The organism is Streptomyces globisporus C-1027 (assembly GCF_000261345.2).
In the GTDB taxonomy this organism is placed as follows: Bacteria; Actinomycetota; Actinomycetes; order Streptomycetales; family Streptomycetaceae; genus Streptomyces; species Streptomyces pakalii.
On sequence record NZ_CP013738.1, the window covers coordinates 2,924,928 to 2,948,771 of the forward strand.

The 23,844-nt window shown below is 72.0% G+C and carries 21 protein-coding genes and 1 other RNA gene; 3 read left to right on the top strand and 19 right to left on the bottom strand.

Translation table 11 applies throughout. The annotated features are described in order from the left end of the window. Positions 1-74 precede the first annotated feature (74 nt). The gene (locus WQO_RS12610; RefSeq protein WP_418082102.1) at positions 75-947 is read right to left on the bottom strand and encodes an AraC family transcriptional regulator; all 873 of its coding nucleotides are present in this window, start codon (positions 945-947) and stop codon (positions 75-77) included. Between WQO_RS12610 and WQO_RS12615 the strand changes: the two genes are divergently transcribed. Further along, positions 946-1,401 (top strand): DUF2000 domain-containing protein, encoded by a 456-nt coding sequence (locus WQO_RS12615; RefSeq protein ID WP_010062120.1) that lies wholly within the window; start codon positions 946-948, stop codon positions 1,399-1,401. The genes WQO_RS12610 and WQO_RS12615 overlap by 2 nt on opposite strands. Positions 1,402-1,513: 112 nt before the next feature. On the opposite strand, the gene WQO_RS12620 is transcribed toward WQO_RS12615, so the two are convergent. The 6 genes from WQO_RS12620 to WQO_RS12645 form a co-directional block, all read right to left on the bottom strand. Then, a complete protein-coding gene (locus WQO_RS12620) occupies positions 1,514-1,795 on the bottom strand; it encodes an HU family DNA-binding protein (protein WP_003968811.1) in 282 nt (93 codons plus the stop codon). Between the two features lie 377 nt (positions 1,796-2,172). Then, on the bottom strand, positions 2,173-3,609 hold the full coding sequence (locus tag WQO_RS12625) for an NAD-dependent malic enzyme (RefSeq protein ID WP_010062121.1): 1,437 nt from the start codon (positions 3,607-3,609) through the stop codon (positions 2,173-2,175). Between the two features lie 425 nt (positions 3,610-4,034). Next, positions 4,035-6,407, bottom strand: a complete 2,373-nt coding sequence (locus WQO_RS12630) for a HelD family protein (RefSeq protein WP_010062123.1) — start codon at positions 6,405-6,407, stop codon at positions 4,035-4,037. Between the two features lie 112 nt (positions 6,408-6,519). Then, the gene (locus tag WQO_RS12635) at positions 6,520-7,485 is read right to left on the bottom strand and encodes an anti-sigma factor family protein (protein ID WP_029182442.1); all 966 of its coding nucleotides are present in this window, start codon (positions 7,483-7,485) and stop codon (positions 6,520-6,522) included. Further along, on the bottom strand, positions 7,482-8,069 hold the full coding sequence (locus WQO_RS12640; protein WP_029182443.1) for a sigma-70 family RNA polymerase sigma factor: 588 nt from the start codon (positions 8,067-8,069) through the stop codon (positions 7,482-7,484). Before WQO_RS12640 ends, WQO_RS12635 begins: the two co-directional genes overlap by 4 nt. 66 nt (positions 8,070-8,135) lie before the next feature. Further along, the gene (locus tag WQO_RS12645; protein WP_032748823.1) at positions 8,136-8,798 is read right to left on the bottom strand and encodes a CGNR zinc finger domain-containing protein; all 663 of its coding nucleotides are present in this window, start codon (positions 8,796-8,798) and stop codon (positions 8,136-8,138) included. Between the two features lie 105 nt (positions 8,799-8,903). Between WQO_RS12645 and WQO_RS12650 the strand changes: the two genes are divergently transcribed. Beyond that, positions 8,904-9,551, top strand: coding sequence for a GNAT family N-acetyltransferase (locus WQO_RS12650; RefSeq protein WP_237274123.1), 648 nt, complete (start codon positions 8,904-8,906; stop codon positions 9,549-9,551). On the opposite strand, the gene WQO_RS12655 is transcribed toward WQO_RS12650, so the two are convergent. The 7 genes from WQO_RS12655 to WQO_RS12685 all read right to left on the bottom strand — a co-directional run bounded on the left by WQO_RS12655 (position 9,484) and on the right by WQO_RS12685 (position 18,147). After that, entirely contained in the window at positions 9,484-10,047 is a 564-nt protein-coding gene (locus WQO_RS12655) for a GNAT family N-acetyltransferase (RefSeq protein WP_010062129.1), read from the bottom strand. The two genes, WQO_RS12650 and WQO_RS12655, sit on opposite strands and share 68 nt — an antisense overlap. A 95-nt stretch (positions 10,048-10,142) precedes the next feature. Continuing rightward, entirely contained in the window at positions 10,143-11,285 is a 1,143-nt protein-coding gene (locus WQO_RS12660) for a uroporphyrinogen-III synthase (RefSeq protein WP_010062130.1), read from the bottom strand. Between the two features lie 176 nt (positions 11,286-11,461). Further along, a complete protein-coding gene (locus WQO_RS12665; protein ID WP_010062131.1) occupies positions 11,462-12,793 on the bottom strand; it encodes a nitrate/nitrite transporter in 1,332 nt (443 codons plus the stop codon). 157 nt (positions 12,794-12,950) lie between these two features. Next, complete coding sequence (locus tag WQO_RS12670) at positions 12,951-14,114, bottom strand: acyltransferase family protein (RefSeq protein ID WP_010062133.1); 1,164 nt, start codon at positions 14,112-14,114, stop codon at positions 12,951-12,953. Next, positions 14,111-16,321 carry a bifunctional polysaccharide deacetylase/glycosyltransferase family 2 protein gene (locus WQO_RS12675; protein ID WP_079055548.1) on the bottom strand — a complete coding sequence of 737 codons (2,211 nt, stop codon included), beginning with the start codon at positions 16,319-16,321 and terminating at the stop codon, positions 14,111-14,113. The genes WQO_RS12670 and WQO_RS12675 overlap by 4 nt, the downstream gene beginning before the upstream one ends. Then, positions 16,322-17,014, bottom strand: a complete 693-nt coding sequence (locus WQO_RS12680) for a hypothetical protein (RefSeq protein WP_010062136.1) — start codon at positions 17,012-17,014, stop codon at positions 16,322-16,324. Positions 17,015-17,175: 161 nt separating this feature from the next. Further along, entirely contained in the window at positions 17,176-18,147 is a 972-nt protein-coding gene (locus tag WQO_RS12685) for a LysR family transcriptional regulator (protein WP_010062137.1), read from the bottom strand. Between the two features lie 409 nt (positions 18,148-18,556). Between WQO_RS12685 and WQO_RS12690 the strand changes: the two genes are divergently transcribed. After that, positions 18,557-19,648, top strand: a complete 1,092-nt coding sequence (locus WQO_RS12690) for an MFS transporter (protein WP_032748844.1) — start codon at positions 18,557-18,559, stop codon at positions 19,646-19,648. Between the two features lie 77 nt (positions 19,649-19,725). Here WQO_RS12690 and ssrA read toward each other — a convergent pair. From ssrA to ftsE, 5 genes are all read right to left on the bottom strand, one after another. Beyond that, positions 19,726-20,112: a transfer-messenger RNA gene (gene ssrA, locus WQO_RS34445) on the bottom strand. A 98-nt stretch (positions 20,113-20,210) separates the two neighbouring features. Then, a complete protein-coding gene (smpB, locus tag WQO_RS12695) occupies positions 20,211-20,699 on the bottom strand; it encodes an SsrA-binding protein SmpB (protein ID WP_003968790.1) in 489 nt (162 codons plus the stop codon). An 18-nt stretch (positions 20,700-20,717) separates the two neighbouring features. Continuing rightward, positions 20,718-21,905 carry a S41 family peptidase gene (locus tag WQO_RS12700; protein WP_050992329.1) on the bottom strand — a complete coding sequence of 396 codons (1,188 nt, stop codon included), beginning with the start codon at positions 21,903-21,905 and terminating at the stop codon, positions 20,718-20,720. Positions 21,906-21,972: 67 nt separating this feature from the next. Further along, positions 21,973-22,890 (bottom strand): permease-like cell division protein FtsX, encoded by a 918-nt coding sequence (gene ftsX / locus WQO_RS12705; RefSeq protein ID WP_010062141.1) that lies wholly within the window; start codon positions 22,888-22,890, stop codon positions 21,973-21,975. 54 nt (positions 22,891-22,944) lie between these two features. Beyond that, entirely contained in the window at positions 22,945-23,634 is a 690-nt protein-coding gene (gene ftsE, locus WQO_RS12710) for a cell division ATP-binding protein FtsE (protein WP_003968787.1), read from the bottom strand. Positions 23,635-23,844 lie beyond the last annotated feature (210 nt).

Below are 23,844 nucleotides of genomic sequence, written 5' to 3' on the forward strand. Positions count from 1 at the left end.
CTGCCGCACACAGCACTGCGCACCCGGCGCCCCGGTCCCCTCGCTGAGGGGGCCGGGGCGCCGGCTTATCGCGCTCACGGAGAGCCGGGGCGCCGTGGCACCCGCGCGAACCGGCCCGGGGTGGTGCCCGCGATCCGCTTGAAGTGCCGAGTGAGGTGTGACTGGTCGTGGAAGCCGACCGCGACGGCCGCCTCCCCGGGCGGCACGCCCTCCAGCAGCAGGCGGCGGGCGGCGTCGACCCGGCGGGCCGTCACGTACTGGTGCGGCGCGATGGCGTAGGCCGCGCTGAAGGCCCGTACGAGGTGGGTCGGGTGCGCGTGGACCAGCCCGGCGGCCTCGGCGAGCGTGACGCCCTCCCGCAGCCGCTCGTCCAGCAGCTCGCGCAGGTCCCGGGCGACGCCCGGACCGGGCCGTGGCGGCTCCGGGGCCGCCGGAGGCCGCAGATGGCCGCGCAGCCGCTCCTCGACGAACGCCAGGCGGCTCTCGGCCTCCAGCGCGTCGCCGGGGTCCGCGAGGGCGGTGTGCAGCCGGGCGACGCGGGCGCGCAGCAGCGGGTCGGCCAGGTCCGGGGTGTCCACGGCGGGCCCGATGAGGCTCGCGTCGAGCCGGCTCATGTCCAGATAGAGCACCCGTTTGCGGAACCCGTCCGGGGTGGCGGGCGAACCGTTGTGCGGTACCTGCGGCGGCAGCAGGCTGACGGTGCCGTCCGGGGTGCCGTGCTGATGGCGGTCCAGGTCGTAGCGGACGGCCCCGTCGTCGACGATCAGGAGCGTCCAGGCGTCGTGGACGTGCATGGGGTAGGCGTGCTCGGTGAAGCGGGCGTGGAAGACCTCCACGACTCCGGCGACGGACGGTCGCCAGGCCGAGATCTCCTGCGGGCGGCTCACGCGGGTCACGCCAAGAACGTACAAGACGCTCCGGCGGGGCGGCGGCCAGTCTCGACCCATGGGAAACACGCACGAGAAAGCGAGCGGCGACGGGACCGCGCCCGTCCGTTTCGACACGAAGATCGCGGTGCTGCTCCGCGACGACCTGGAGACCTGGCAGCGGCTGAACGTGACCGCCTTCCTGGTGAGCGGCCTGGGGACGGTGGCGCCGGAGGTGATCGGCGAGCCGTACGAGGACGCCGACGCGACCGCGTACCTGCCGATGCTGCGGCAGCCGGTGCTGGTCTTCGAGGGGGCGAAGGAGACGCTGACCGCCGCGCACACGAAGGCGCACTCCCGGTCCCTGAAGGTGGCCGTGTTCACCTCGGACCTCTTCGGCACGGGCAACGACCGGGACAACCGCGCGGCGGTACGGGCCGTGGGGCGGGACGCGCTGGATCTGGTGGGTCTGGCCGTGTACGGGCCGCGGAACGCCGTGGACAAGGTCCTGAAGGGCGCGCGGATGCATCCGTGAGGTCCGGGGCCCCGAGGCGTACCGGCGGGGCTGTACGGGGCGCATGTGCCCCCGGCATGCGTGAGGGCGGCCCCTCCCGGTCGGGAGGGGCCGCCCTTGTCGCGCCTTGGGGTTACTTGCCCTTGGCGGCTTCCTTGAGCTTCGAGCCCGCGGAGACCTTCACGCTGTAGCCGGCGGGGATGTTGATCGGGTCGCCGGTCTGCGGGTTCCGAGCGGTGCGAGCGGCACGGTGGGTGCGCTCGAAGGTCAGGAAGCCGGGGATGGTGACCTTCTCGTCGCCCTTGGCGACGATCTCACCGACGGTCTCGGCGAGCGCGGCCAGCACGGCGTCGGCGTCCTTGCGAGTCACCTCGGCGCGGTCGGCCAGGGCGGCCACCAGCTCACTGCGGTTCATGTTGTTACTCCCGTGTTCTTCTTGCCTGTGAGGCGTGAGATCGAAGCCGATGCTGCCAGGGCCCTCTGACAGTCCCCGGACCCGGGTCTGATGTCAGACCCTCTCGCCCGATTACGCATCCTGCCCCCACCAGCGGCGGGAAAGCCAATCCGGAACCCCATCGGGGTCGATGAAAAGCGCCACGGTTTGCTCGTGGTGACGCTCCGTCGACTTGGCCGAGCGGTCCGCAGCGGATGCCGGGCCCCGCAGGGCCCACTGCCCGCCCACCCTAAAGGGGCGTTTGGGGCGCCGCGACCCGCGACGCGCCGTACGGCACGGGCGGGTGCGGCCCGGGGTACTTCGCGCGTACCCCTCGAAAGGGCCCCGAAACGGCTGGGTCAGACGGTCGTGGCGGGGTCGACGGCGGTGGCGCCGGCGGCCTTCGCGGCGGCCCGGACGGCGTCGGCGACCGCGCCCGCGACCTTGTCGTTGAAGACCGAGGGGATGATGTAGTTCGCGTTGACCTCGTCCTCGGCGACCACGTCGGCCAGGGCGCCGGCGGCGGCGAGCATCATCTCCGTGTTGACGGTGCGGGACTGAGCGTCCAGCAGACCGCGGAACACACCCGGGAAGACCAGCACGTTGTTGATCTGGTTGGGGAAGTCCGAGCGGCCGGTGGCGACGACCGCGGCCGTCTCCCGGGCGATCGCGGGGTCGACCTCGGGGTCCGGGTTCGCGAGCGCGAACACGATCGCGTCGTCCGCCATCGCGGCGACGTCGTCGCCGTTCAGCACGTTCGGGGCGGAGACGCCGATGAAGACGTCGGCGCCGACGACGGCCTGCTTGAGGGTGCCGGTGACGCCCTCGGGGTTGGTGTTGTCGGCGATCCAGCGCAGCGGCGAGTCGGGGTCGGCGGCGACCAGGTCCTCGCGTCCGGCGTGCACCACTCCGTGGATGTCGGCGACCACCGCGTGCTTGACGCCCGCGGCGATGAGCAGCTTCAGGATGGCCGTACCGGCCGCGCCCGCGCCGGACATGACGACCCGTACGTCGCCGACGTTCTTGCCCACCACGCGCAGGGCGTTGGTGAGGGCGGCGAGCACGACGATCGCGGTGCCGTGCTGGTCGTCGTGGAAGACGGGGATGTCGAGGGCCTCGCGCAGCCGGGCCTCGATCTCGAAGCAGCGGGGCGCGGAGATGTCCTCCAGGTTGATGCCCGCGAAGCCGGGGGCGATGGCCTTGACGATCTCGACGATGGCGTCGGTGTCCTGGGTGTCCAGGCAGATCGGCCAGGCGTCGATGCCGGCGAACCGCTTGAAGAGGGCCGCCTTGCCCTCCATGACGGGCAGCGCGGCCTTCGGGCCGATGTTGCCGAGGCCGAGCACCGCGGAGCCGTCCGTCACAACTGCGACGGAGTTGCGCTTGATGGTGAGGCGGCGCGCGTCCTCGGGGTTCTCGGCGATGGCCATGCAGACCCGGGCGACGCCGGGGGTGTAGATCATCGAGAGGTCGTCACGGTTGCGGATGGGGTGCTTGGACGCCATCTCGATCTTGCCGCCGAGGTGCATGAGGAACGTACGGTCGGAGACCTTGCCCAGCACGACCCCCTCGATGTCGCGCAGACCTTCGACGATCTCGTCCGCGTGCGAGGTGGAGGTGGCGGCGATGGTGACGTCGATCCGCAGCTTCTCGTGGCCGGACGCGGTCACGTCGAGGCCGGTGACCGAGCCCCCGGAGGACTCGACGGCCGTGGTGAGCTGGGAGACCGCGGTGCCGCTCGCGGGCACCTCCAGCCGGACCGTCATCGAGTACGAGACGCTGGGCGCCGTTGCCATGGCCGAGTCCTTCGCTTTCCTTAGCTTCATTGCCGCACATCCGGAGGGTGGGTTCCGGATGTGCTTCCCGATCGTCGCACCTACCGGCTGGTAGCCGGTAATGACTGCCGTCTTTCGGAAAGTAGTTTCCACCATACGAGAGATCACCCGTTCGGCGGAACCCCCAACGGGCCGGAAAGCAGTCGGCGGGACCCCGGCAACGAGAACAGACCCGCGCCACCGGGAGGTGACGCGGGTCTGTCCTTTTCGCTTGGATGGCACCGACCCGCCATGCTCGCCTCGCGGCAAGTGGTCGCTCGAAGCGACGAAGGTTGGGCCCGGGGGCTTGGATCGAGCCGGTGCCAGTACCACGGTAACAAAGACCCCGGAAAAGTGATTCCCGTGCGCCGGGTTGACTAGCGAAAGCCTCCCCGACCGGCCCGGCGTCAGTCCCTGAGCAGGTCCGGCACCCCGTCCTCGTCCGGCATGTCCCGCTCCCCCGAGACCACCGTGAGCTGCTGCGTCGCCCGGGTCAGCGCCACGTACAGCACCCGCAGTCCGGCCGGGGACTCGTCCGCGATCTCCGCGGGCGAGACGACCACCGTGGCGTCGTACTCCAGCCCCTTGGCCTCCAGGCTGCCCAGCGCCACCACCCGCTCCCCCAGCTCCGCGAGCCACGCGCGGGCCTGGGCGCGCCGGTTCATCGCGACGACCACGCCGACCGTGCCGTCCACCTGGTCCAGCAGCCGCGCGGCCTCCTCGCGGACCGTGGCGGCCAGGTCCCCGTCCCGTACCGGCTCGAAGCGCGGCACCACCCCGGTCGAGCGGACCGCCGCCGGGGACTCCATGCCGGGCATGGCCAGCGCCAGCACCTTGGCGGCGAGCTCCGCGATCTCCGCCGGGTTGCGGTAGTTGACGGTGAGGGTGAAGCGGCGGCGCGGCCGGGAGCCGAGCGCCTCGTCCCGGGCGGCAGCCGCCTCGTCCGGGTCGGACCAGGAGGACTGGGCCGGGTCGCCGACGATCGTCCAGGTGGCGTGCCGGCCGCGGCGGCCGACCATGCGCCACTGCATCGGGGTGAGGTCCTGCGCCTCGTCGACGATGACGTGCGCGTACTCCGTGCGCTCCGCCGCGAGCCGCTCGGCCCGCTCCCACTGGGTCTCCTCGCGCTGCGGCATCAGCTCCTCCAGCCCGGTGAGCTGGTCCAGCGGGTCGGCCTCGCGCTTGCGCTTGGGCCGGTTCGGCGTGCCCAGCAGCGCCTGGAGCTCGTCCAGGAGCGCCACGTCGTGGACGGAGAGCGGCCCGTTGCCGTCCGCGTCCAGGCGCTTGAGGGAGCGGGCCAGGCGGCGCGTCTCGCCCTGGTTGAGGATGCGCCGGGACCAGCGGCCGAGCCGCCGTTCGTCGGCCATCGCGGCCAGCACCCGGCGGGGCGTCAGCTCCGGCCACCAGGCGTCGAGGAACTCCAGGAACGGGGTCTCGGTGGAGACGTCCTCGTCGAACGAGGAACGCAGCTCCGCGATCAGTTCCGGGTCGGTGTAGCGGCCGCGCCCGGAGGACTTGTTCCACAGGGCGTCCAGCAGCAGCTTGCGGGCGCGCGGGCGCAGCAGGTTGACCGGGGCGGTGCCGCCCAGGGCGTTGTGCCGGATCCGCCGCAGCTCCTCGTCCTCCAGCTCGATCCGGGCCCCGAAGGCGACGACGCGCAGCCGGGTGGGGGTGGCCGGGGCGGCCGCCTGCGCGGGCTCCTCCCCGAAGGCGAGCTGGCCGCCCTCGTCCACCGGCCGCGGGACTTCCAGGGCGCCCCGGGCCGCCTTGCGCAGCACATGGAGCATCCGGGAGGAGCCCTTGACCCGGGCGACGGCCGGTTCGTCGTAGGCGGTGGCCCCTTCGAGGCCCGCCGCGTCGTCGGAGAGCGAGCCGATCGCACGGATCGCGACCTGGCCCTCCTCACCGAGCGAGGGCAGCACCCCTTCGGTGTACGCGACCAGGAGCGGGGTGGGCGAGACGATCAGGATGCCGCCCGCGTACCGCCGCCGGTCCTGGTAGAGCAGATACGCGGCCCGGTGCAGGGCTACCGCCGTCTTGCCGGTGCCGGGGCCGCCGGTGACCTCGGTCACCGAGGCGGCGGGGGCCCGGATGACCAGGTCCTGTTCGGCCTGGATGGAGGAGACGATGTCCCGCATGGTGTGACTGCGGGCCTGGCCGAGCGCCGCCATCAGCGCGCCGTCCCCGATCACCGGCAGCTTCTCGCCGTCCAGATACGCCGTCAGCTCCGGGCGCATCAGGTCGTCCTCGACCCCGAGGACCTTGCGGCCCTTGGAGCGGATGACCCGGCGGCGCACGACACGGCCCGGGTCCTTCGGGGTGGAGCGGTAGAACGGGGCGGCGGCCGGGGCCCGCCAGTCGATCACCAGCGGCGCGTAGTCGGAGTCCAGGACCCCGATCCGGCCGATGTGGAGCGTCTCCGCGATATCGGCGGTGGCGTCGTCGCGTACGGAGTCGTCGGCCGGCTCCACGGACGTGTACGCGCCGTCCGGACCGCGCTCCCCGTCCTTGCCGAGCAGCAGATCGATCCGCCCGAAGAGAAAGTCCTCGAACTCGCTGTTCAGCCGGTTGAGGTGGATCCCCGCCCGGAACACCTGGGCGTCCCGCTCCGCGAGCGCGCCGGGGGTACCGACCTGACCGCGCTTGACGGCGTCGTTCATGAGGAATTCCGCCTCGTGGATCTTCTCTTCGAGGCGGTGATAAACACGGTCGAGATGCTCTTGCTCGACACCGATTTCCCGGTCCCGCAGCGATTCGACAGCGGCATCCTGCGCGGCCACCGAGGCCCCCTTCTTAACGGCACTGGGCAGCCGTCAACCCTATAGCGAAGGGGGCCCGCGCGCACCTGCCGACCAGGGAGAGGATCGCGCGTCGCGCGGCAGACGGCAGACCCTAGGCTCCGATCTCCACCAGCCGCTCCCCGTCGAAGGTCCGCACCTCGAAGCGGGCGATGTCCTCGCGGTCCATCGCCGCCCCGCCGTGCACGTACAGCGGGGCCTTCGCCGCCGGGTTCGTCGCGCCCTCGATGCCGTACCCCCACTGCGGGACGGACCAGGAGGTGACGATCTCCTCCTCACCGGTCTTGGAGACGGCGACCAGCGTGCACTTCTGCGGTCCCTTGACGTTCTTCAGCTCCAGAACCGTGTGGGTGCCCCAGGCCTTCTCCTCCATGCCGACGGAGGCGCCGACCCGGGTGGTGGGGTCGGTCGCCGAGACCTTCTCCGTCATGTGCTCGAAGAAGGCGTCCTCGGCCGGGCTGGTGGGGTGCGGCTCGCCCACGGCCACCGGTCCGCCGCCGCGGTCGTCGCCCGCCGTGACCGCGAACGCAGCGACCGGGCCGCCGACGATCAGGGCGGCGGCCGCGGCGACCCAGTACCGGCTGCGCCGGGAGCGGCGGTGCCGTCTGCGCGCGACCTCGTCCATCAGTCCGCCGAGCAGCCGGGGCGCGGGCTTCTCGGGCACATGCGGTACGGGGCGGGCGCCGGGCACGACGGACGGGGCCTCGGCGAGCATCGCGAGCATCGGCTCCATCCCCGCGAACTCGTCGAGATGCGCGGCGCACCGGGCGCAGCCCGCGAGATGGGCCTCGAAGTCGCTCGCCTGCGCGTCGTCGAGGATGCCGAGGACGTACGCGGCGGCCGCGTCGTGCTCGGAGCCTTCGGAGCCCGTGGGCCCCGGGCCGGGGCCGGGTCCGGCGCCAAAGGGTCCGGGCGGACCGGGCGGGGCGGGGACGCCTGCGAGGTGAGCGGGCCCTGAGGGGTGTGCAGGACCCGCCGCATACGGGGGACTTGAGGGACCGGACGGCGTGCGGTGACCGGGAGGCCGGGGCCCGAACGGCTGCCACTGCTGGTCGCTCATGCCGTGATCCCCCTCTCTTCGAGTGCGAGCTTCATCGAACGCAGTGCGTAGAACACCCGGGACCGCACGGTCCCGCTGGGGACACCGAGCACTTCGGCGGCCTCGTTGACCGTACGCCCCTTGAAGTAGGTCTCGACCAATGCTTCCCGGTGCGCGGGGGTCAAATCTTCGAGTGCGTCGGAGAGCGTCATCAGCCACAGCGCCTTGTCGATCTCGTCCTCCGCGGGAATGACCTCCAGCGGCGACGGATCGACCTCGCGCGGCCGGGCCTGCCGGCTGCGGTGGTTGTCGATGACGATGCGCCGGGCGACCGTCACCAGCCAGGGTCGGACGGAGCCGGTGGCCCGGTTGAGCCGGCCGGCGTTCTTCCAGGCACGGATGAGCGTCTCCTGCACCACGTCCTCGGCCCGCTGGCGGTCGCCCGCGACGAGTCGGAGGACGTACGCGAGCAGCGGCCCGGCGTGTTCGCGGTACAGCGCCCGCATCAGCTCCTCGTCCGGTATCCCGGCAGGGGGCGGGGGCGGCTCACTGCGATGTCGAGCCCTGTGCGGACGGTCATCGGCCACGGCCGCATCCTTGCGCACCCGAACCTCCCGGTCGAGACCTCTGAAACGAGCTCCTGGACCATCGATACGGGGGTGGGCGCCGGTTCATTCAACGCCGGGCGGAATTTCTTTCTCCGGGCCGAACACGTCTGGTTCACCGGGGTCGTTCGTACCGGTCGTTCCGGAGGTTCTGCGCCGGTGGCGGGCGACCCGTTCGCGGTTGCCGCAGACCTCGCCGGAGCACCAGCGCCGCCGTCCGCCGCGCGAGGTGTCCAGGTAGAGCCGGTGGCAGTCCTCGCCCTGGCAGCGGCGCAGGGCCGCCCGCGCGACCGGGTCGGTGAGCAGGTCCACCGCGTCCCGGGCGACGACGGCGAGGAGACCCGCGCAGTCGGGCGCGGCACTCAGGGCCCGCACCAGGTCGCCGTCCGCCCCGCGCACCGCACGGGGGCCCGGAGGTGCGCCGGACGCCAGGGAGTTGACCCGCTCCAGCGCGCCGTCGGCCGGGGGGCCGCCGAGCCGGGCGGCCATCAAGCGGGAGATGTCGGAGCGGAGTTCGTGGAAGCGGACCACCCAGGTGCCGTCCAGCGCGTCCAGCGCGGTGCCCGGCGGGACGAGCCGGGCGTCGGTCAGCCACTGGCCCAAGTGGACCGGCCCGTCCAGCTGTTCGCAGGTGCCGGGCACCCCGCCCGCACGTTCCGTGGCCACCAGATCGAGGCAGATCCGGCCCGCGTCGAAGCGCCACATCCGCGCTCCCCTGCCCCCTGCCATGATCCCGCTCACCGCCCTGGGTCACCCGGTGGAACGACCACCCCCAGAGTGCTCCTGTCGGGGCCCCGCCGGAACCCCCGCCGCCGCCCCCGTACCGTGACGGCCATGAAGCACGAGGGGGAGATGCGCATGGACCCGTACGGCGAGAGCACCGTGAACGGCCCCGGGGGGCTGCGGCTGCGGCGGTGGCGCGAGGAGGATCTGCCCGCGGTGCTGCGGGCGTACGAGGATCCGGCGATGCGGCGGTGGCTGGCCATCCAGGTCTCCGGGGCGGACGGGGCGGCCGACTGGCTGGAGGAGCAGCGCAGGGGGTGGGCGGCGGGCACCCGCTTCGCCTTCGCCGTCACGGAGAGCGGGCGGGAGGACGAGCTGCTCGGCAACGTCGTGATGAAGCAGTTGGATCTGGTGAACGGACAGGCGGAGATGGGCTATTGGACGACTGCTCCGGCACGCGGCCGGGGCGTGGCGTCACGGGCGCTGGCGGCCCTGACCGACTGGGCGTTCACGACCTTCGCCGAACAGGGCCTGATGAGCCTGGAGTTGTTGCACCAGGTGGACAACGTGGCCTCGTGCCGGGTGGCGGAGAAGTGCGGGTATCCGTTGGCGCGGGTGATCCCGGCGCTGCCGCCCGACTATCCGCTGGACGGCCATGTCCATGTGCGGGAGGCTCCGGCGGCCGCGAAGGTCAGCCCGCCGGCGGATCGTCGTGAAGAAGCCGCTGGAACAGGTGGTGGTCGCGCCAGCGGGCGTTGATGTGCAGATAGCCGGGTGCGGTGCCGATCCGCTCGAACCCGGCCTTGGCGAGCACCTGTTGGGACGGGGCGTTGTCGGTGACGGTCGCCGCCTCGACGCGGTGCAGGCCCAGCCGGTCGCGGGCCGCCTCGCAGACCGCGCGGACGGCCGCGGTCGCCAGGCCGCGTCCGGTGTGGCCCTCGTCGACCCAGTAGCCGAGGCGGCCGTTGCGGAACGGCCCCCGCTCGATTCCGGAGAGCGTGAAGCCGCCGATCACCCGGTCGTCGGCGTCCGCGAGCACCCAGGGCATGGCCCGTCCGGCGTCCCGGTCGGCCAGCAGGGCGGTGAGCCGGGCGGACTGGCCCTCGACGGTGTAGAAGGCGTCGGGGCGTACGGGTTCCCAGCGGCGCATGTACGCGCGGTTGCGGGTGAGGGCCGTGGCGAAGGCGGGCGCGTCGGTGAGTTCGGCGGGCCGGAAGGCCACGTCCGGGGCGAGGAGATGGGTGCGGTCGGTCATCCGGTCACGCTAACCGGGACGGCCGGGCTCCGGCTCGCGGGCCCCCGGCTCGCGGGCCCCCGGCTCGCGGGCCCCCGGCTCCCGTGGAGGGCCCCTCAGCGCCCGTACTTCGTGTCCGCCGACGGGTCCAGCGCCAGCCGGTAGCCGCGCTTGACGACCGTCTGGATCAGCCGGGGCACGCCCAGCGCCGAGCGCAGCCGGGCCATCGCCGTCTCCACCGCGTGTTCGTCGGAGCCGCTGCCGGGCAGGGCCCGCAGCAGGTCGGCGCGGGCCACCACCCAGCCGGGGCGGCGGGCCAGCGCGTGCAGGAGGGCCATGCCGGCGGGCGGCACGGCGCGCAGTTCGTCGTCGACGAGGACGGCGTGGCCCCGGATCTCGACGCGGTGGCCGGCGACGGGCAGGACGCGGGCGGCCGCCGGGAGGTGGGCGCACATCAGCTGGACGAGGGGGCCGAGCCGGAAGCGTTCCGGCTGGAGGGTGTCGATGCCCCGGGCCTGGAGCGGGAGGGCGGTGACCGGCCCGACGCAGGCGACCAGCACGTCGTCGCGCAGGGCGCCGAGGATCTCCGGGAGCAGTCCTCGGGTCTCCGCCCGGCCCAGGAACGAGGCGGCGGCGGGCGCGCTGGTGAAGGTGATCGCGTCCAGGCCCCGGGCGGCCGTGACGTCGAGCATCCGGTCGAGCGGGGCGATGTCCTGCGGCGGCATCCAGCGGTAGACGGGGACGACGACGACCTCGGCGCCCGCGGCCGTCAGGGACTCGACGAAGCCGGGCAGCGGTTCGCCGTGCAGCTGGAGGGCGACCCGGCGGCCCGCGACGCCTTCGGCGAGGAGCCGGTCGAGGACCTCGGCCATCGATTCGGACCCGGGCGACCAGGTCTCGGTGAGCCCGGCGGCCCGGATGGCGCCCTTGACCTTGGGGCCCCGGGCGAGGAGTTCGACCCCGCGCAGGGTCTGAAGGAGCGCGTCACCGATGCCCCAGCCGTCGGCCGCCTCGATCCAGCCGCGGAAGCCGATCGCGGTGGTGGCGACCGCCACGTCGGGGGTATGGCCGATCAGCTCCTTGGTGGCGGCGAGGAGCTCGCTGTCGTCGGCGAGCTGAACGATCCGCAGGGCCGGGGCGTGCAGGACGGCGGCCCCGCGGCGTTTGAGGAGGGTGCCCAGCTCCTCGGCCCGGCGGGCGGCGGTCACCCCGACGGTGAAGCCCGCGAGGGGGCCGTGCGTTGTGTCGTCGTCCTGCATGGCGTGTTCCCCGGCTCCTGTGTTCCCGCTGGTGCGCGATGGTTCCCCGCTGATACGCGATGGTTCCCGCTGGTGACGCGAGGTGCGGAGGCCCGAGACTGCCAACGGTGCGTGACAGGCTCGGTTCCCCCGTATTTCCCGGCCGTTACGTCGCACGACGCCGGACCGCGCCGTTTCTACACCTCCGCGTAACCGAGCTGGGCCCGGGCGGGCACGGGTGCGGGGCGGCGAAGGTATACCGCCCACGTGAGCGTGATGCACACCCCGTAGAAGGCGAGGAAGGTCCAGAAGGCCGCGGTTCCGGCGCCGGAGGCCTGGAAGGACTGGCGGAAGGCGAGGTTGATCGCCAGCCCGCCGAGGGCGCCGACGGCCCCGATGAGGCCCATGGCCGCGCCGGAGAGCCGCCGTCCGTGGGCGGCGGCCGCCTCGCCGTCCAGGCCCCGGGCCAGCGCCTTGGTGTGGAAGATGCCGGGGATCATCTTGTACGTCGATCCGTTGCCGAGGCCCGTCAGGACGAACAGCGCGGTGAAGCCGGTGAGGAAGACCGGCAGCGAGGCGGTCCCCGAGGCGTGGATGACGACGCCGGTGGCGGCGGCCATCGCGACGAAGGTGGCCAGGGTGATGCGCGCGCCGCCGTACCGGTCGGCGAGGCGGCCCCCGACGGGCCGGATCAGGGAGCCCAGCAGCGGGCCGACGAAGGTGAGCGAGGCGGCCTGGAGCGGGGTCCGGCCGAACTGGGTCTGGAGCACCAGGCCGAAGGCGAAGCTGTAGCCGATGAACGAGCCGAAGGTGCCGATGTAGAGGACCGACATGAGCCAGGTGTGCGGATCGCGGACGGCCTCCAGGGCGGCCCCGGTGTCGTTCTTCACGGGCCGCAGGTTGTCCATGTACAGGGCGGCGCAGACGGCGGCCAGGACGATCAGCGGGAGGTACACGCCGAGGACGATCCGGGGGTGCGAGGCGCCCAGGGTGCCGATGACGAGCAGGCCGACCAGTTGGACGACGGGGACGCCGATGTTGCCGCCGCCCGCGTTGAGGCCGAGCGCCCAGCCCTTCTGGCGCAGCGGGAAGAAGGCGTTGATGTTGGTCATCGACGAGGCGAAGTTGCCGCCGCCGATCCCGGTGAGCGCCGCGACCGCCACGAACGTGCCGTACGAGGTCCCGGGCTCCATCACCCAGAACGCGGCCAGGGTCGGGACGAGCAGGCTCACCGCGCTGAAGATCGTCCAGTTGCGGCCGCCGAAGCGGGCGACGGCGAAGGTGTACGGCACCCGGACCAGCGCGCCGACGAGGGTGGCGGTCGAGATGAGGAAGAACTTCCCGGCCGGGTCGATGCCGTACTCCGGTCCCATGAACAGGACCATCACCGACCACAGGGTCCAGATGGAGAATCCGATGTGCTCGGAGAGCACGGAGAACCAGAGGTTGCGGCGGGCGACCCGTTCGCCCTTCTCCCGCCAGAACGTCTCGTCCTCCGGCTCCCAGGTCTCGATCCAACGGCCTGCCATCACGCGCCTCCACAGGGGGTCGGGGTGTTGTTCCCGACGCTAGGGAGCCCGCGTTTCGGCGTGGTGCCGCGAGGTGACCGGTGCGCAACCTTGCTCTCACCGGGCCGTTCCCGGCCCGGTGAGATGGCCCGGTGAGATGGCCCGGTGAGTTGGAGCTCTACCGTCTGCCGTCCGGCCAGAGCCGGGGCCGGCGCTTGGCGGCGACGTCCTCGACCCAGCCCACGGCGACGATCACGAGCGCGAGCAGCGGCCAGATCAGCAGGGTCATCAGCAGGGTGTACCCGGCCTCGACCGCCGATCCCAGGTGCGCGTCCACGTACGGGATCTCCCAGAGGAGGTCGATCAGCGGGATCGTCGCCAGGATCAGCAGGTTGTGCCAGAGGTAGATCGTCACGGCCCGGTTGTTGGCGAGCGTGACCAGGCGGTCGAAGCGGGCCAGCCGTCCGGGCAGCTCCTGCCAGGACGGGGCGTACTGGAGCAGGATCACGCAGAAGCCGAGCGACCAGGTCGCCTGGGCCAGCGGGATGTCGTTGAGGTCCCAGCCGTCCGCGGTGAGGTGCCCCGAGGCCCACCACAGGCCGAAGCCCATGACGATCGACGCCACCGAGACGGTGAGGTAGCGCGGCACGTCCTCGAACAGGCCGTCGTGGTGGGCGAAGCCCAGGACCCAGCAGGAGCCGAACACCGCGAAGTCGCTCAGCGCGTTGCCGGTCTCGCCCGGGATCGTCACGAGGCCGGTGCCGATCACGGCGGTCAGGCCGAGCGGGGCGAGCAGCGTCGCCCAGGGCAGCCTCCGGAACGCCCGGAGCAGCAGGGGCGAGGCGATGACGAACCAGAGGTAGGCGCGGATGTACCAGAGCGGTCCGGCCGCCTGGACCGCCCAGGTGTCCTCCAGCAGACCGGCCCGGTCACCGCTGGACCAGGGGAAGGGGGGTGCGCCGACCGGGAAGACGTACCAGGCCAGCTTGACGAACCACCACAGGCCGTCCTCCTTCACCGGCTGCCAGCTCAGCGCGAACATCATCGGTACGACGACGAGCGCGAACACCCACATGGGCGGCAGCAGGCGGCGGATACGGCCCCGGATGACGCCCAGGGCCGGGCGGCTCAGCGAACGGGCCATCAGCGAGCCGGCCAGGGCGAACATCACGCCCATGGAGGGGAACAGGATGGTCAGCCAGGCCCAGCCGAAGACGTGGTAGACCACCACGCGGACCAGGGCGATCGTCCGGAGCAGGTCGAGATAGCGGTCCCGGCCGGGCTTGCCCGTCGCGGCGGGGGGCGCCACGGGGGTTCCGGCGGGCACGGTGGCGGCGCTCATCCGACGGGCCTCCTCTCGGGGACGGACGCGGTGCCGCGCCGCTGGGCGGAGACGCCGCCGGGGGCCTCCACCGCGCCGGTGCGGCGCAGCTTCTGCCAGCGCAGCCGGCCGCCGGTGAGCGCGGTGATCCAGGACTGGAGCAGCACGACGTACATGAGCTGGCGGTAGAGGATCTGCTGGAGCGGCAGCGAGAGCAGGTGCGTCATGCGTTCCTTGTCCAGCCGGAAGGCGTACGCGGCGCAGACCGCCTGGACGACCAGGACGCCGAACCAGGCGGCCACGGTCTTGCCGGTCGGGCCGAAGACGAGTCCGTACAGCAGGAACACGTCGATGAGCGGTGCGAGCAGCGGGGCGACGACCATGAACAGGGAGACGAACGGCAGGCCGACCCGCCCGAAGCGGCCCGACGGCCCGCGTTCGATGACCGCGCGGCGGTGCTTCCAGATCGCCTGCATGGTGCCGTAGCTCCACCGGTAGCGCTGCGACCAGAGCTGCTGGACGGACTCCGGGGCCTCGGTCCAGGCGCGGGCGTTCTCGGCGTAGACGACGCGCCAGCCGTCCCGGTGCAGGGCCATGGTGATGTCGGTGTCCTCGGCGAGGGTGTCCTCGCTCATCCCGCCGACCCGCTCCAGGGCCTCGCGGCGGAACGCCCCGACCGCGCCGGGGATGGTGGGCATGCAGCCGAGCACGTCGTACATCCGGCGGTCCAGGTTGAAGCCCATCACGTACTCGATGTGCTGCCAGGCGCCGATGAGGGAGTCGCGGTTGCCGACCTTGGCGTTGCCCGCGACGGCTCCGACCCGGGGGTCGGCGAAGGGCTGGACCAGCTCGCGGACCGTGGCCGGTTCGAAGACGGTGTCGCCGTCCATCATCACGACGATGTCGTAACGGGCGTGGCGGATGCCGTTGTTGAGGGCGGCGGGCTTGCCCGCGTTCTGCTGGCGCACGACCCGTACGCGGGGCAGCCGCATGGCCTCGACGAGGTCGGCGGTGCCGTCGGTGGAGCCGTCGTCGATGACGATGATCTCGATGGGGTGCTCACTGGCGGCCAGGGAGCGCACGGTCGCCTCGATGCACTCGCGTTCGTTGTACGCGGGGACCAGGACGGAGACCGGGCGGCCGAGGGGGGCGCCCCAGCTGAAGTTCCTGCGGCGGACCTTGCGGGCGTGCAGGAAGGAGAGCAGCAGCATCAGGCCGAAGCGGGCCAGGACCAGGGCGCCGATGACGGCGAGCCCGACGACGAGGACGCCGGTGATCCGCTCGGACACGGCGACGGCGGAGACGAACGCCTTGCCCTTCCACAGGGCGAACCCGGTGACCGGGGTGTGCGCGCTGGGGGCGTCCAGGGCCGTGGTGAGGCGGGTGAAGGTGTAGCCCCGCTCCTTGAGGTCGGGCAGCAGGGTGTCCAGCGCGGCCACGGTCTGCGAGCGGTCGCCGCCGGAGTCGTGCATCAGGATGATCGCGCCCTTGCCGTTCTTCGGCGTGGCCCGCTCGACGATGGCGCGGACCCCGGGGCGCTTCCAGTCCTCGCTGTCGGTGTCGTTGACGACGGTGAGGTAGCCGCGGCTGCCGATGTACTCCGTGACCGGCCAGGACTTGTTGTCCATGGCGTCCGAGAAGGAGGAGTACGGCGGCCGGAAGATCGAGGTGCGGATCCCGGCCGCACCCGCCAGCGCCAGCTGGTTCTGGGACAGCTCCCAGTCGATGCGCGCGGTGGACTGGTAGGAGAGATCGGGGTGGTTGAAGGTGTGCAGCCCGAGTTCGTGGCCCTCCTCCACCATCCGCCGGACCAGGTCCGGGTGGCGGGCGGCCATGTTGCCGGTGACGAAGAAGACGCCGTGGGCGTCGTACTCCTTCAGTTTGTCGAGCACCTTGGGCGTCCACACCGGGTCGGGCCCGTCGTCGAAGGTCAGGACGATCCGGCGGTCGGGTATGCGCAGGGTCTTCGCGTCACCGGAGCGGGCGTCGATGACGGGCCCGCCGGTGAGGACGTCCTTCGGCACCTCGGTGGAGTGGTCGGCGTCGCGGACCCGGTGGTCGGCGAGGATCTCGCTGTGCACGTATCCGCGCAGCATCAGCATCGCGAGCAGGGCGACGAGAAGTGTCGTCGGCAGGAGGTAGCGCATGGGGAGCCTGAGCCGGCTCCGGCCACGTGACGCCTTCCTCTTCTTCCTGCCGTTCCTGCCCCGCGTGGCGGGGGAGTTCATTTACGGGGCGCTCTCTTCTTGCACCGGCGGGTCGGGGTTCTCGGCGGGCGGGACCGTCGGGTCGGTCGGCTCCGGCTCGGAGGACGGCGGCGGGGGGTCGACCGGCGGCTTCGCGGTCGAGGTGGTGGGGGCCGGCTTCGTGGCGCCGCCCCCGCCGCCCCCGGTCCCGGCGGGACGGGTCGGGTCCGCGGAGGCGGAAGCCGAGGGGCGCTCCGCCGCCCCGGCCGGGACGATCACGGAGGTGGCCGACGGGGTGGCGCCCGCGGGGGTACCGGACGCACCGGCCGACGGGGAGCCGGAGGTACCGGGCCCGGGCTCCGGGGCGTCGTCGGCCAGGCCGTCGTCCACGGTGCCGGCGCCGGGCTCGGGGAGGTCCTCGACCTGCTCGGCCCGCGCCTTCTCCTTCGGCCCGGACAGGGGCAGCCAGGGGGCGCTGGAGTTGCCGCCGAGGACGGCGAAGACCAGCGTCACGGCGTAACCGGCGCAGACCGTGGCCAGGACCCAGCCGAGGCGCCGGAAGGTCTTGCTGCGGCGGCCGCTCTCGTCGACGAAGACGGGGCCGTCGGAGCCGTCGGGCGGGGCGGGTTCGCCGGGCAGTTCGGCGAGTTGACGGCCCAGTCCGTCGAGCTGGATCGTCGCGTCGTTGGGCTCGTGCGTGTGCCCGGTTCTCTTACCTTCGCGCCAATTGTCCACAGGTGCAGCCATCCCCCACTCAATGAATCAGGCGCACCGAATTTGACCGGTTCTTTACTGTCGGACTGGGCCCCCACCCGTCCACGAACCTGGCGTCCATGCACCCGGACGATGAATGTAGCGCACGACGTTGACGCCCAAGTGCCCCTGAACGGAGTTGATCAGGAACGGTTGCGCATCAGTGACAGATCGGACGCGGGCAGCCAGGACCCGGACGGCCGGACCAGCCACCCCTCGGCAAGGGCCAACTGGTCAGTAGCGTTGCGCAGCGCGTCCACGCCGGGATGGCGCAACCCCTTCCGCCAGACCAGCGACACCGGCGAAAGCGGAATCGGGTCGACGAGCGGGCGCAGCACGGTCCCGGGCAGCGGCGGGAAGTCGACGACGGCCAGCACGGGGTGCCCGCCCTTCTCCATGACCCGCTGGAATTCGGCCACGCCCACGGCGAGCGGGACGGGCGGGGCCATCACGATGTCCCATGCGGCGAACAGTGATGCGGCGAGGTCGGTCCACTCCCGCGTCCGCTCGTTGCCCGCCCCCGCGTAGACGGTCTCGCCGGACAGCTCGGCCAGGGCGACGGTCTCCCGCTCGGCGAGGGGGTGAGTCAGGGGCAGCATCAGCGCCATCGGCTCGTACCGCACGGGGTGCGTGGAAAGCCCCGCCCGCACAGCGGGGGTCAGTCCGGCGGCCCGGCCGAATGAGGCGTCGAGCCGGCCGGCCAGGATCTCGGCGGCGGCCCAGGTGAGCCCGGACTCGAAGCGGGCCATCAGCTCGCACTCGGGCACCAGTTCCCGGGCGCGCGCCAGCACCCGGGCGGCGGTGGCCCCGTCACTGTTCAGGTCCACGAGCAGCGGTCGGGCGGGGGCGCCGCTGAAGGCCCCGGCGAGCTCGGCGTGCGCGTCGAGCACCCGGCGGGCGTACGGCAGCAGGCGTTCGCCGTCCGGCGTGAGCGCGACCTGCCGGGTGGTCCGGACGAACAGCTCGGCACCCAGCTCGCGTTCCAGCCGCCGGATGTCCCGGCTGAGCGCCTGCTGCGCGACGAAGAGCCGGGCGGCGGCCCGCGTGAAGTGCAGTTCGTCGGCGACGGCGAGGAAGGCGCGCAGGAGTCGGGGGTCGGTGTCGGCGGGAGGCACACCGCGAATCTACCGCGCGGGACCTCATTCACAACAGGCATGCGTGAATCGGTGCGGATCAGGTGTTGGACCCGGACGGCGGGGCGCGGCGAGCCTGGTCCGTATGCCGATATCCCCTGCCGCCCGCCCGGAGACCACAGCTGCCCCCCGCCCCGCCGTCACCGCCCGGCCCGGTCCGCGCGCCCGTCCGGCGGCCGCACCCCGGCCCGCCCGCCCGGACCGGGCCCCCGCTCCCCCGGCCACGCCCCTCCTCGCCGTCTCCGGCGGGCAGTTGGTCGCCGTCCCGCGCTCCGCGCCGACAGGGGCCGCGCGCCGGCGGGCGCGGCCGTCGGCGAATCCGTACCTCCGGCTGCTGGCGACGCCCGGGGCCCGCGCCTTCACGGCGGGCAATCTGATCGCCCGGCTGCCGATGGGCATGCTCAGTGTCAGCGCGGTCATCATGATCGCCGGGTCCCGGGGCTCGTACGCCCTCGCCGGGGCCGTCACCGCGACCGGCCTGGCCGCGACGGCGGTCGTCGCGCCGTTCACCGCCCGGCTGGTGGACCGCTTCGGGCAGGCGCGCGTCGCCGTGCCCGCCACCGCGCTCGCCGTGCTGGGGTCGCTGGCCCTGGTGCTGTGCGTGCACCACGACGCCCCGGCCTGGACCCTGTTCGCCGCGTACGCCGCGACCGCGACGACCCCGAACACCGGCGGGATGTCGCGGGCCCGCTGGGCGCATCTGCACCGGGGCGATCCGGCGGCCCTGCACACCGCGAACTCCTTCGAGCAGGCCGCCGACGAGCTGTGCTTCATGCTGGGCCCGGTGCTGGCCGCGACGCTCTGCGGGGCGCTGTTCCCGGAGGCGGGCACCTTGGTCGGCGCGGCGCTCCTGATGACCGGCGTCCTGATCTTCGCCGCCCAGCGCGCGACGGAACCGCCCGTCACCCCGCGTACGAAGACGGTGGCCTCGCCCCTGCGCACGCCGGGGATGCCGGCGCTGCTGGCGGTCTTCCTCGCGACGGGGGCCGTGTTCGGGGCCATGGAGGTCGTCTCCATCGCGCATGCCGGGGGCGCGATCCTGGCGCTCCAGGCGGCGGGCTCGTGCGCGGCGGGCCTGCTCTACGGTTCGCTGCGCCCGGCCCGGAACGCCCGCCTGCGGCTGCTGCTGTGCCTGGCCGCGATGACGGCCCTGATGTCCCTGCCGCTGCTGGCCGCCGCCGCGTCGGCCGGCCTGCCGGTCCTGGCGTTCTGCCTGCTACTGGCGGGGGCGGCGACCGCGCCGACCATGGTCACGGGCATGACGCTGGTCCAGCGGGCCACGCGCCCGGAGCAGTTGAACGAGGGCATGACGCTCGCGGTGACCGCGCTGCTGGGCGGGGTCGCGGCCGGGGCGGCGGCGGGCGGCTGGCTGGTCGCACACGCGGGCACGGCGTCCGGCTACGCGGCCCCGATGTCGGCGGCAGCCCTCGCGCTGGTCGTCGCGATTGCGGGCGGCGGGTACGGCCGGGGGCGGCGTACGTGAAAAGGGCGCCCCGCGGCGGGCGTGAAAAAAGCCGCTGCCCCGCGAGCGAACTCGCGGGGCAGCGGCCTACATGGGAACTGTGGAGATGGCGGGAATCGAACCCGCGTCCAACGGTGCGGAACCAGGGCTTCTCCGAGTGCAGTTCGCTACGCTTTTCTCGGCCCCGGAGGTCACGCGAACAAGCCTCCGACAGGCCCAGCCACTGTTTGATTTCCTTCTCGGCCCCGTGGCCGGGCCGAGAAGTTTAGATCCCTAGTTGATGCCAGGATCCGGGTCGGGATCACCCCCGGGCTGACACTCCGCAGAGTCTTCGCTAGCTGCTAATTAGGCAGCGAGGGCGAAGGCGGAGGAATCGCGCTTGGAATTGGCGATTATTGTTTGCGACATATGGTTTACGAGATCATTGCCGCTTCCTCGACTCGCTTCCCCTGCTTCGACATCCGCTGTCGAAACCGATCATCCCCATGTGGTGTTTTCAAAACGCGCACCTTCGCTGAGGTGCACGCCCCATCGTACGTGACCAACGCCGGACGATGCCAGCGTATTCCCCGCGCGGGGGTCCTCAGGCGCTGCGCTGCCTCCGGCGGGCCGCCGCGATGGCGCGGTTCGTCTCCCGCGTGTCCTGCTTCTCGCGGAGCGTCTGCCGCTTGTCGTACTCCTTCTTGCCCTTCGCGAGCGCGATCTCGACCTTGACCCGGCCGTCCTTGAAGTACAGCGCGAGCGGCACGATGGTGTGGCCCGTCTCCTGCGACTTCGACTCCAGCTTGTCGATCTCGGCCCGGTGCAGCAGCAGCTTCCGCTTCCGCTTGGCCGCGTGGTTGGTCCAGGTGCCCTGGACGTACTCGGGGACGTGGATGTTGTGGAGCCACGCCTCGTGGTCGTCGATCTGCACGAAGCCGTCGACCAGGGAGGCCCGCCCCATGCGCAGGGACTTGACCTCCGTACCCATGAGGACGAGGCCGCACTCGTAGGTGTCGAGGATCGTGTAGTCGTGCCGCGCCTTCTTGTTCTGCGCGATCATCTTGCGCCCGGTGTCTTTTTCCTTCGCCATAGTGTGGTCATTTTCGCACTACGACCCACCCCCGAGGCCACTCAATACCGTCTCGGCCCGCTGCTGGGCCCGCTCCCCCACCACGAGGTCGGGGGTGATGCCCCTGCCGTCGACGTTGCGGCCGCCCGGGGTGCGGTAGTGGCCGACGGTCAGCTCGGCCACCGAGCCGCCCGGGAGCCTGCTGGGCATCTGCACGGAGCCCTTGCCGAAGGTGGGCGAGCCGACGGTGACCGCGCGGCCCCGGTCCTGGAGGGCGCCGGTCAGCAGCTCGGCGGCGCTCATCGTGCCGCCGTCGACCAGGACGACGACCGGCCGGTCCGTGTCACCGCCCGCATCGGCGTACAGCGCGTGCTGGTCCCCGCGTACGTCGTACGTGGCGACCAGGCCGCCGTCCAGGAAGGCGGAGGCGGCGACGACGGCCTCGGCGACGAGTCCGCCGGAGTTGGCGCGCAGATCGAGGAGTATCCCCGCCCCGTCGGGGGCGTCCCGGACCGCGTCCCGGACGTCGGCCCCCGCGCCCTTGGTGAAGGCGGCGACCTTGACCAGGACCGCCGACGAGGGTTCGTCGCCCAGCCGCCGCACGGTGACCGCCTCGGTGGTCAGCCGGGCCCGCTCCAGGGTCTCGGTCCAGCTCCGGCCCTCCCGGACGAGCCCCAGCTCCACCTGGCTGCCCTCGGCCGCCCCCGTACCGTCGCCGCGCAGTAACGCGACGACCTCCGCGACGGGGCGTTTGCCGATCGCGCGGCCGTCCAGGGTGCGCAGCAGGTCGCCGGCGCGGATGCCGGCCCGGTCGGCGGGGCCGCCGGGCTGCACGCGGGAGACGGTGACGTCGCCGCGGCCGGTGCGCCGGGCGGAGAGCCCGACCCCGGTGTAGGTGCCGTCCAGCGCCTGCTCGAACTCCTCGTACTCCCGCTGGTCGTAGACCGCGCCCCAGCGGTCCCCGCTGCGGCTGACGACCTCCTCGGCGGCGTCCTTCACGGACTTCCCGTCGGCCTCGGCCTCGGCGGCGGCGTCCTCGATCTCGTCGCGGTCGACCGGGGCGACGGTGGAGGAGACGGCGCGGGTCTGCGGGCCGGGCCCGGAATCGGGGTCCTGCGGCAGCGAACCGGTCGCGGCGGCGGTGGCCAGAGCACACCCGAAGACCAATGTCAGGGCCGCCCCGCGGCGAAGACCGCGGGGCCCGAAGCGATGCCCACAATCCGACATGCCGCCGAGTCTAGGACAAGCCCCTGGGGCGCACGGGCGATCGCCCGTGCGCCCCAGGGGGCACATGTCACACCTTCAGGTACTTGCGCAGCGCGAAGAGAGCGGCGACGGCGGGCATCAGCAGACCGATCGCGAGCACCAGCGGAAGCTTGGTCAGGACCGCGTCCCAGCCGATGAAGTTGATGAGGTTCAGCTTCTCCTGGAGGGCCAGACCGCCGTCGATGAGGAAGTACCGGCCGCCGAGCAGCATGGCGCAGGCCAGCACACCGCCGATCAGACCGGCGACGGCCGCCTCCATGATGAAGGGGGCCTGGATGTAGAAGCCGGAGGCCCCGACGAGGCGCATGATGCCCGTTTCGCGTCTCCGGCTGAACGCGGAGACGCGCACGGTGTTGACGATCAGGATCAGCGCGATGACGAGCATGAGGATCATCACGTAGATCGCGACGACGTTCATGCCGTTCATCAGCTCGAAGAGGTTGTCCAGGATGGACCGTTGGTCCTGGACGGACTGGACCCCGTCCCGTCCGGCGAACGCCGTGGCGACGACCTTGTACTTCTGCGGGTCGTCCAGCTTCACGCGGAACGACTCCTGCATCTGGTCGGGCGTGATGTTGCCCGCCATCGGGGAGTCGCCGAACTGCTCCTGGTAGTGCTTGTACGCCTCGTCGACCGTCTCGAAGTGGACCGTCTCGACGGCGTCCATCTTCTCCAGATCGGCCTTGATCTCCGCCTTCTGCTCCTTGGTGACAGCCCCCTTGGCGCACTTGGGCATGTCCTTGGCGTCGTTCTTGTTGCAGAGGAAGATCGAGACGTTGACCTTGTCGTACCAGTAGTCCTTCATCGTGCTGACCTGCTCGCGCATCAGCAGCGCACCGCCGAACAGGGCGAGCGAGAGGGCGACGGAGACCACGACCGCGAAGGTCATCGTGAGGTTGCGGCGGAGACCGACGCCGATCTCCGACAGGACGAACTGGGCGCGCATGGCGTCCTTTCAGTACTCGATGCTCGAAATGCACGAAGGGCCGGGGCCCCTCGGTCAGTGCTGGTAGCCGTAGACGCCGCGTGCCTGGTCGCGTACGAGACGGCCCTGCTCGAGCTCGATGACGCGCTTGCGCATCTGGTCGACGATGTTCTGGTCGTGGGTCGCCATGATCACGGTGGTGCCGGTCCGGTTGATCCGGTCCAGCAGCTTCATGATGCCCACCGAGGTCTGCGGGTCGAGGTTGCCGGTCGGCTCGTCCGCGATCAGCAGCATCGGGCGGTTGACGAAGGCGCGGGCGATGGCCACACGCTGCTGCTCACCACCGGAGAGCTCACCGGGCATCCGCTCCTCCTTGCCGCCGAGGCCGACGAGGTCGAGGACCTGCGGCACGGCCTTGCGGATCTCGCCGCGCGGCTTGCCGATGACCTCCTGCGCGAAGGCCACGTTCTCCGCGACCGTCTTGTTGGGCAGCAGGCGGAAGTCCTGGAAGACCGTCCCCAGCTGGCGGCGCATCTGCGGCACCTTCCAGTTGGACAGCCGCGCGAGGTCCTTGCCGAGCACATGGACCATGCCCGTGCTGGCGCGCTCCTCGCGCAGGATCAGTCGCATGAAGGTCGACTTGCCGGAGCCGGAGGACCCCACCAGGAAGACGAACTCACCCTTCTCGATGTCAAGAGAGACATCGCGCAGAGCCGGTCGGGTCTGCTTCGGGTAGGTCTTGGAGACGTTGTCGAATCGGATCACGGATGCACCACGGTCGGCCGGGAGTAGGTGAGCGTGACCATACGCGAACCGGGCTCACGCGTGCAGGCGGCGTCCGGCAATGGGTGGTATGTGGCGAATCGCCCCGCGGTACGAAACGGGTCGTGCCGGACCTTGTCCGGCGGGCCGCGCCGAAATCGCCGCGAGCTGGCACAGTGGAGGGGGGAACGGTTGCGTTTCCGTGAGCGTTGT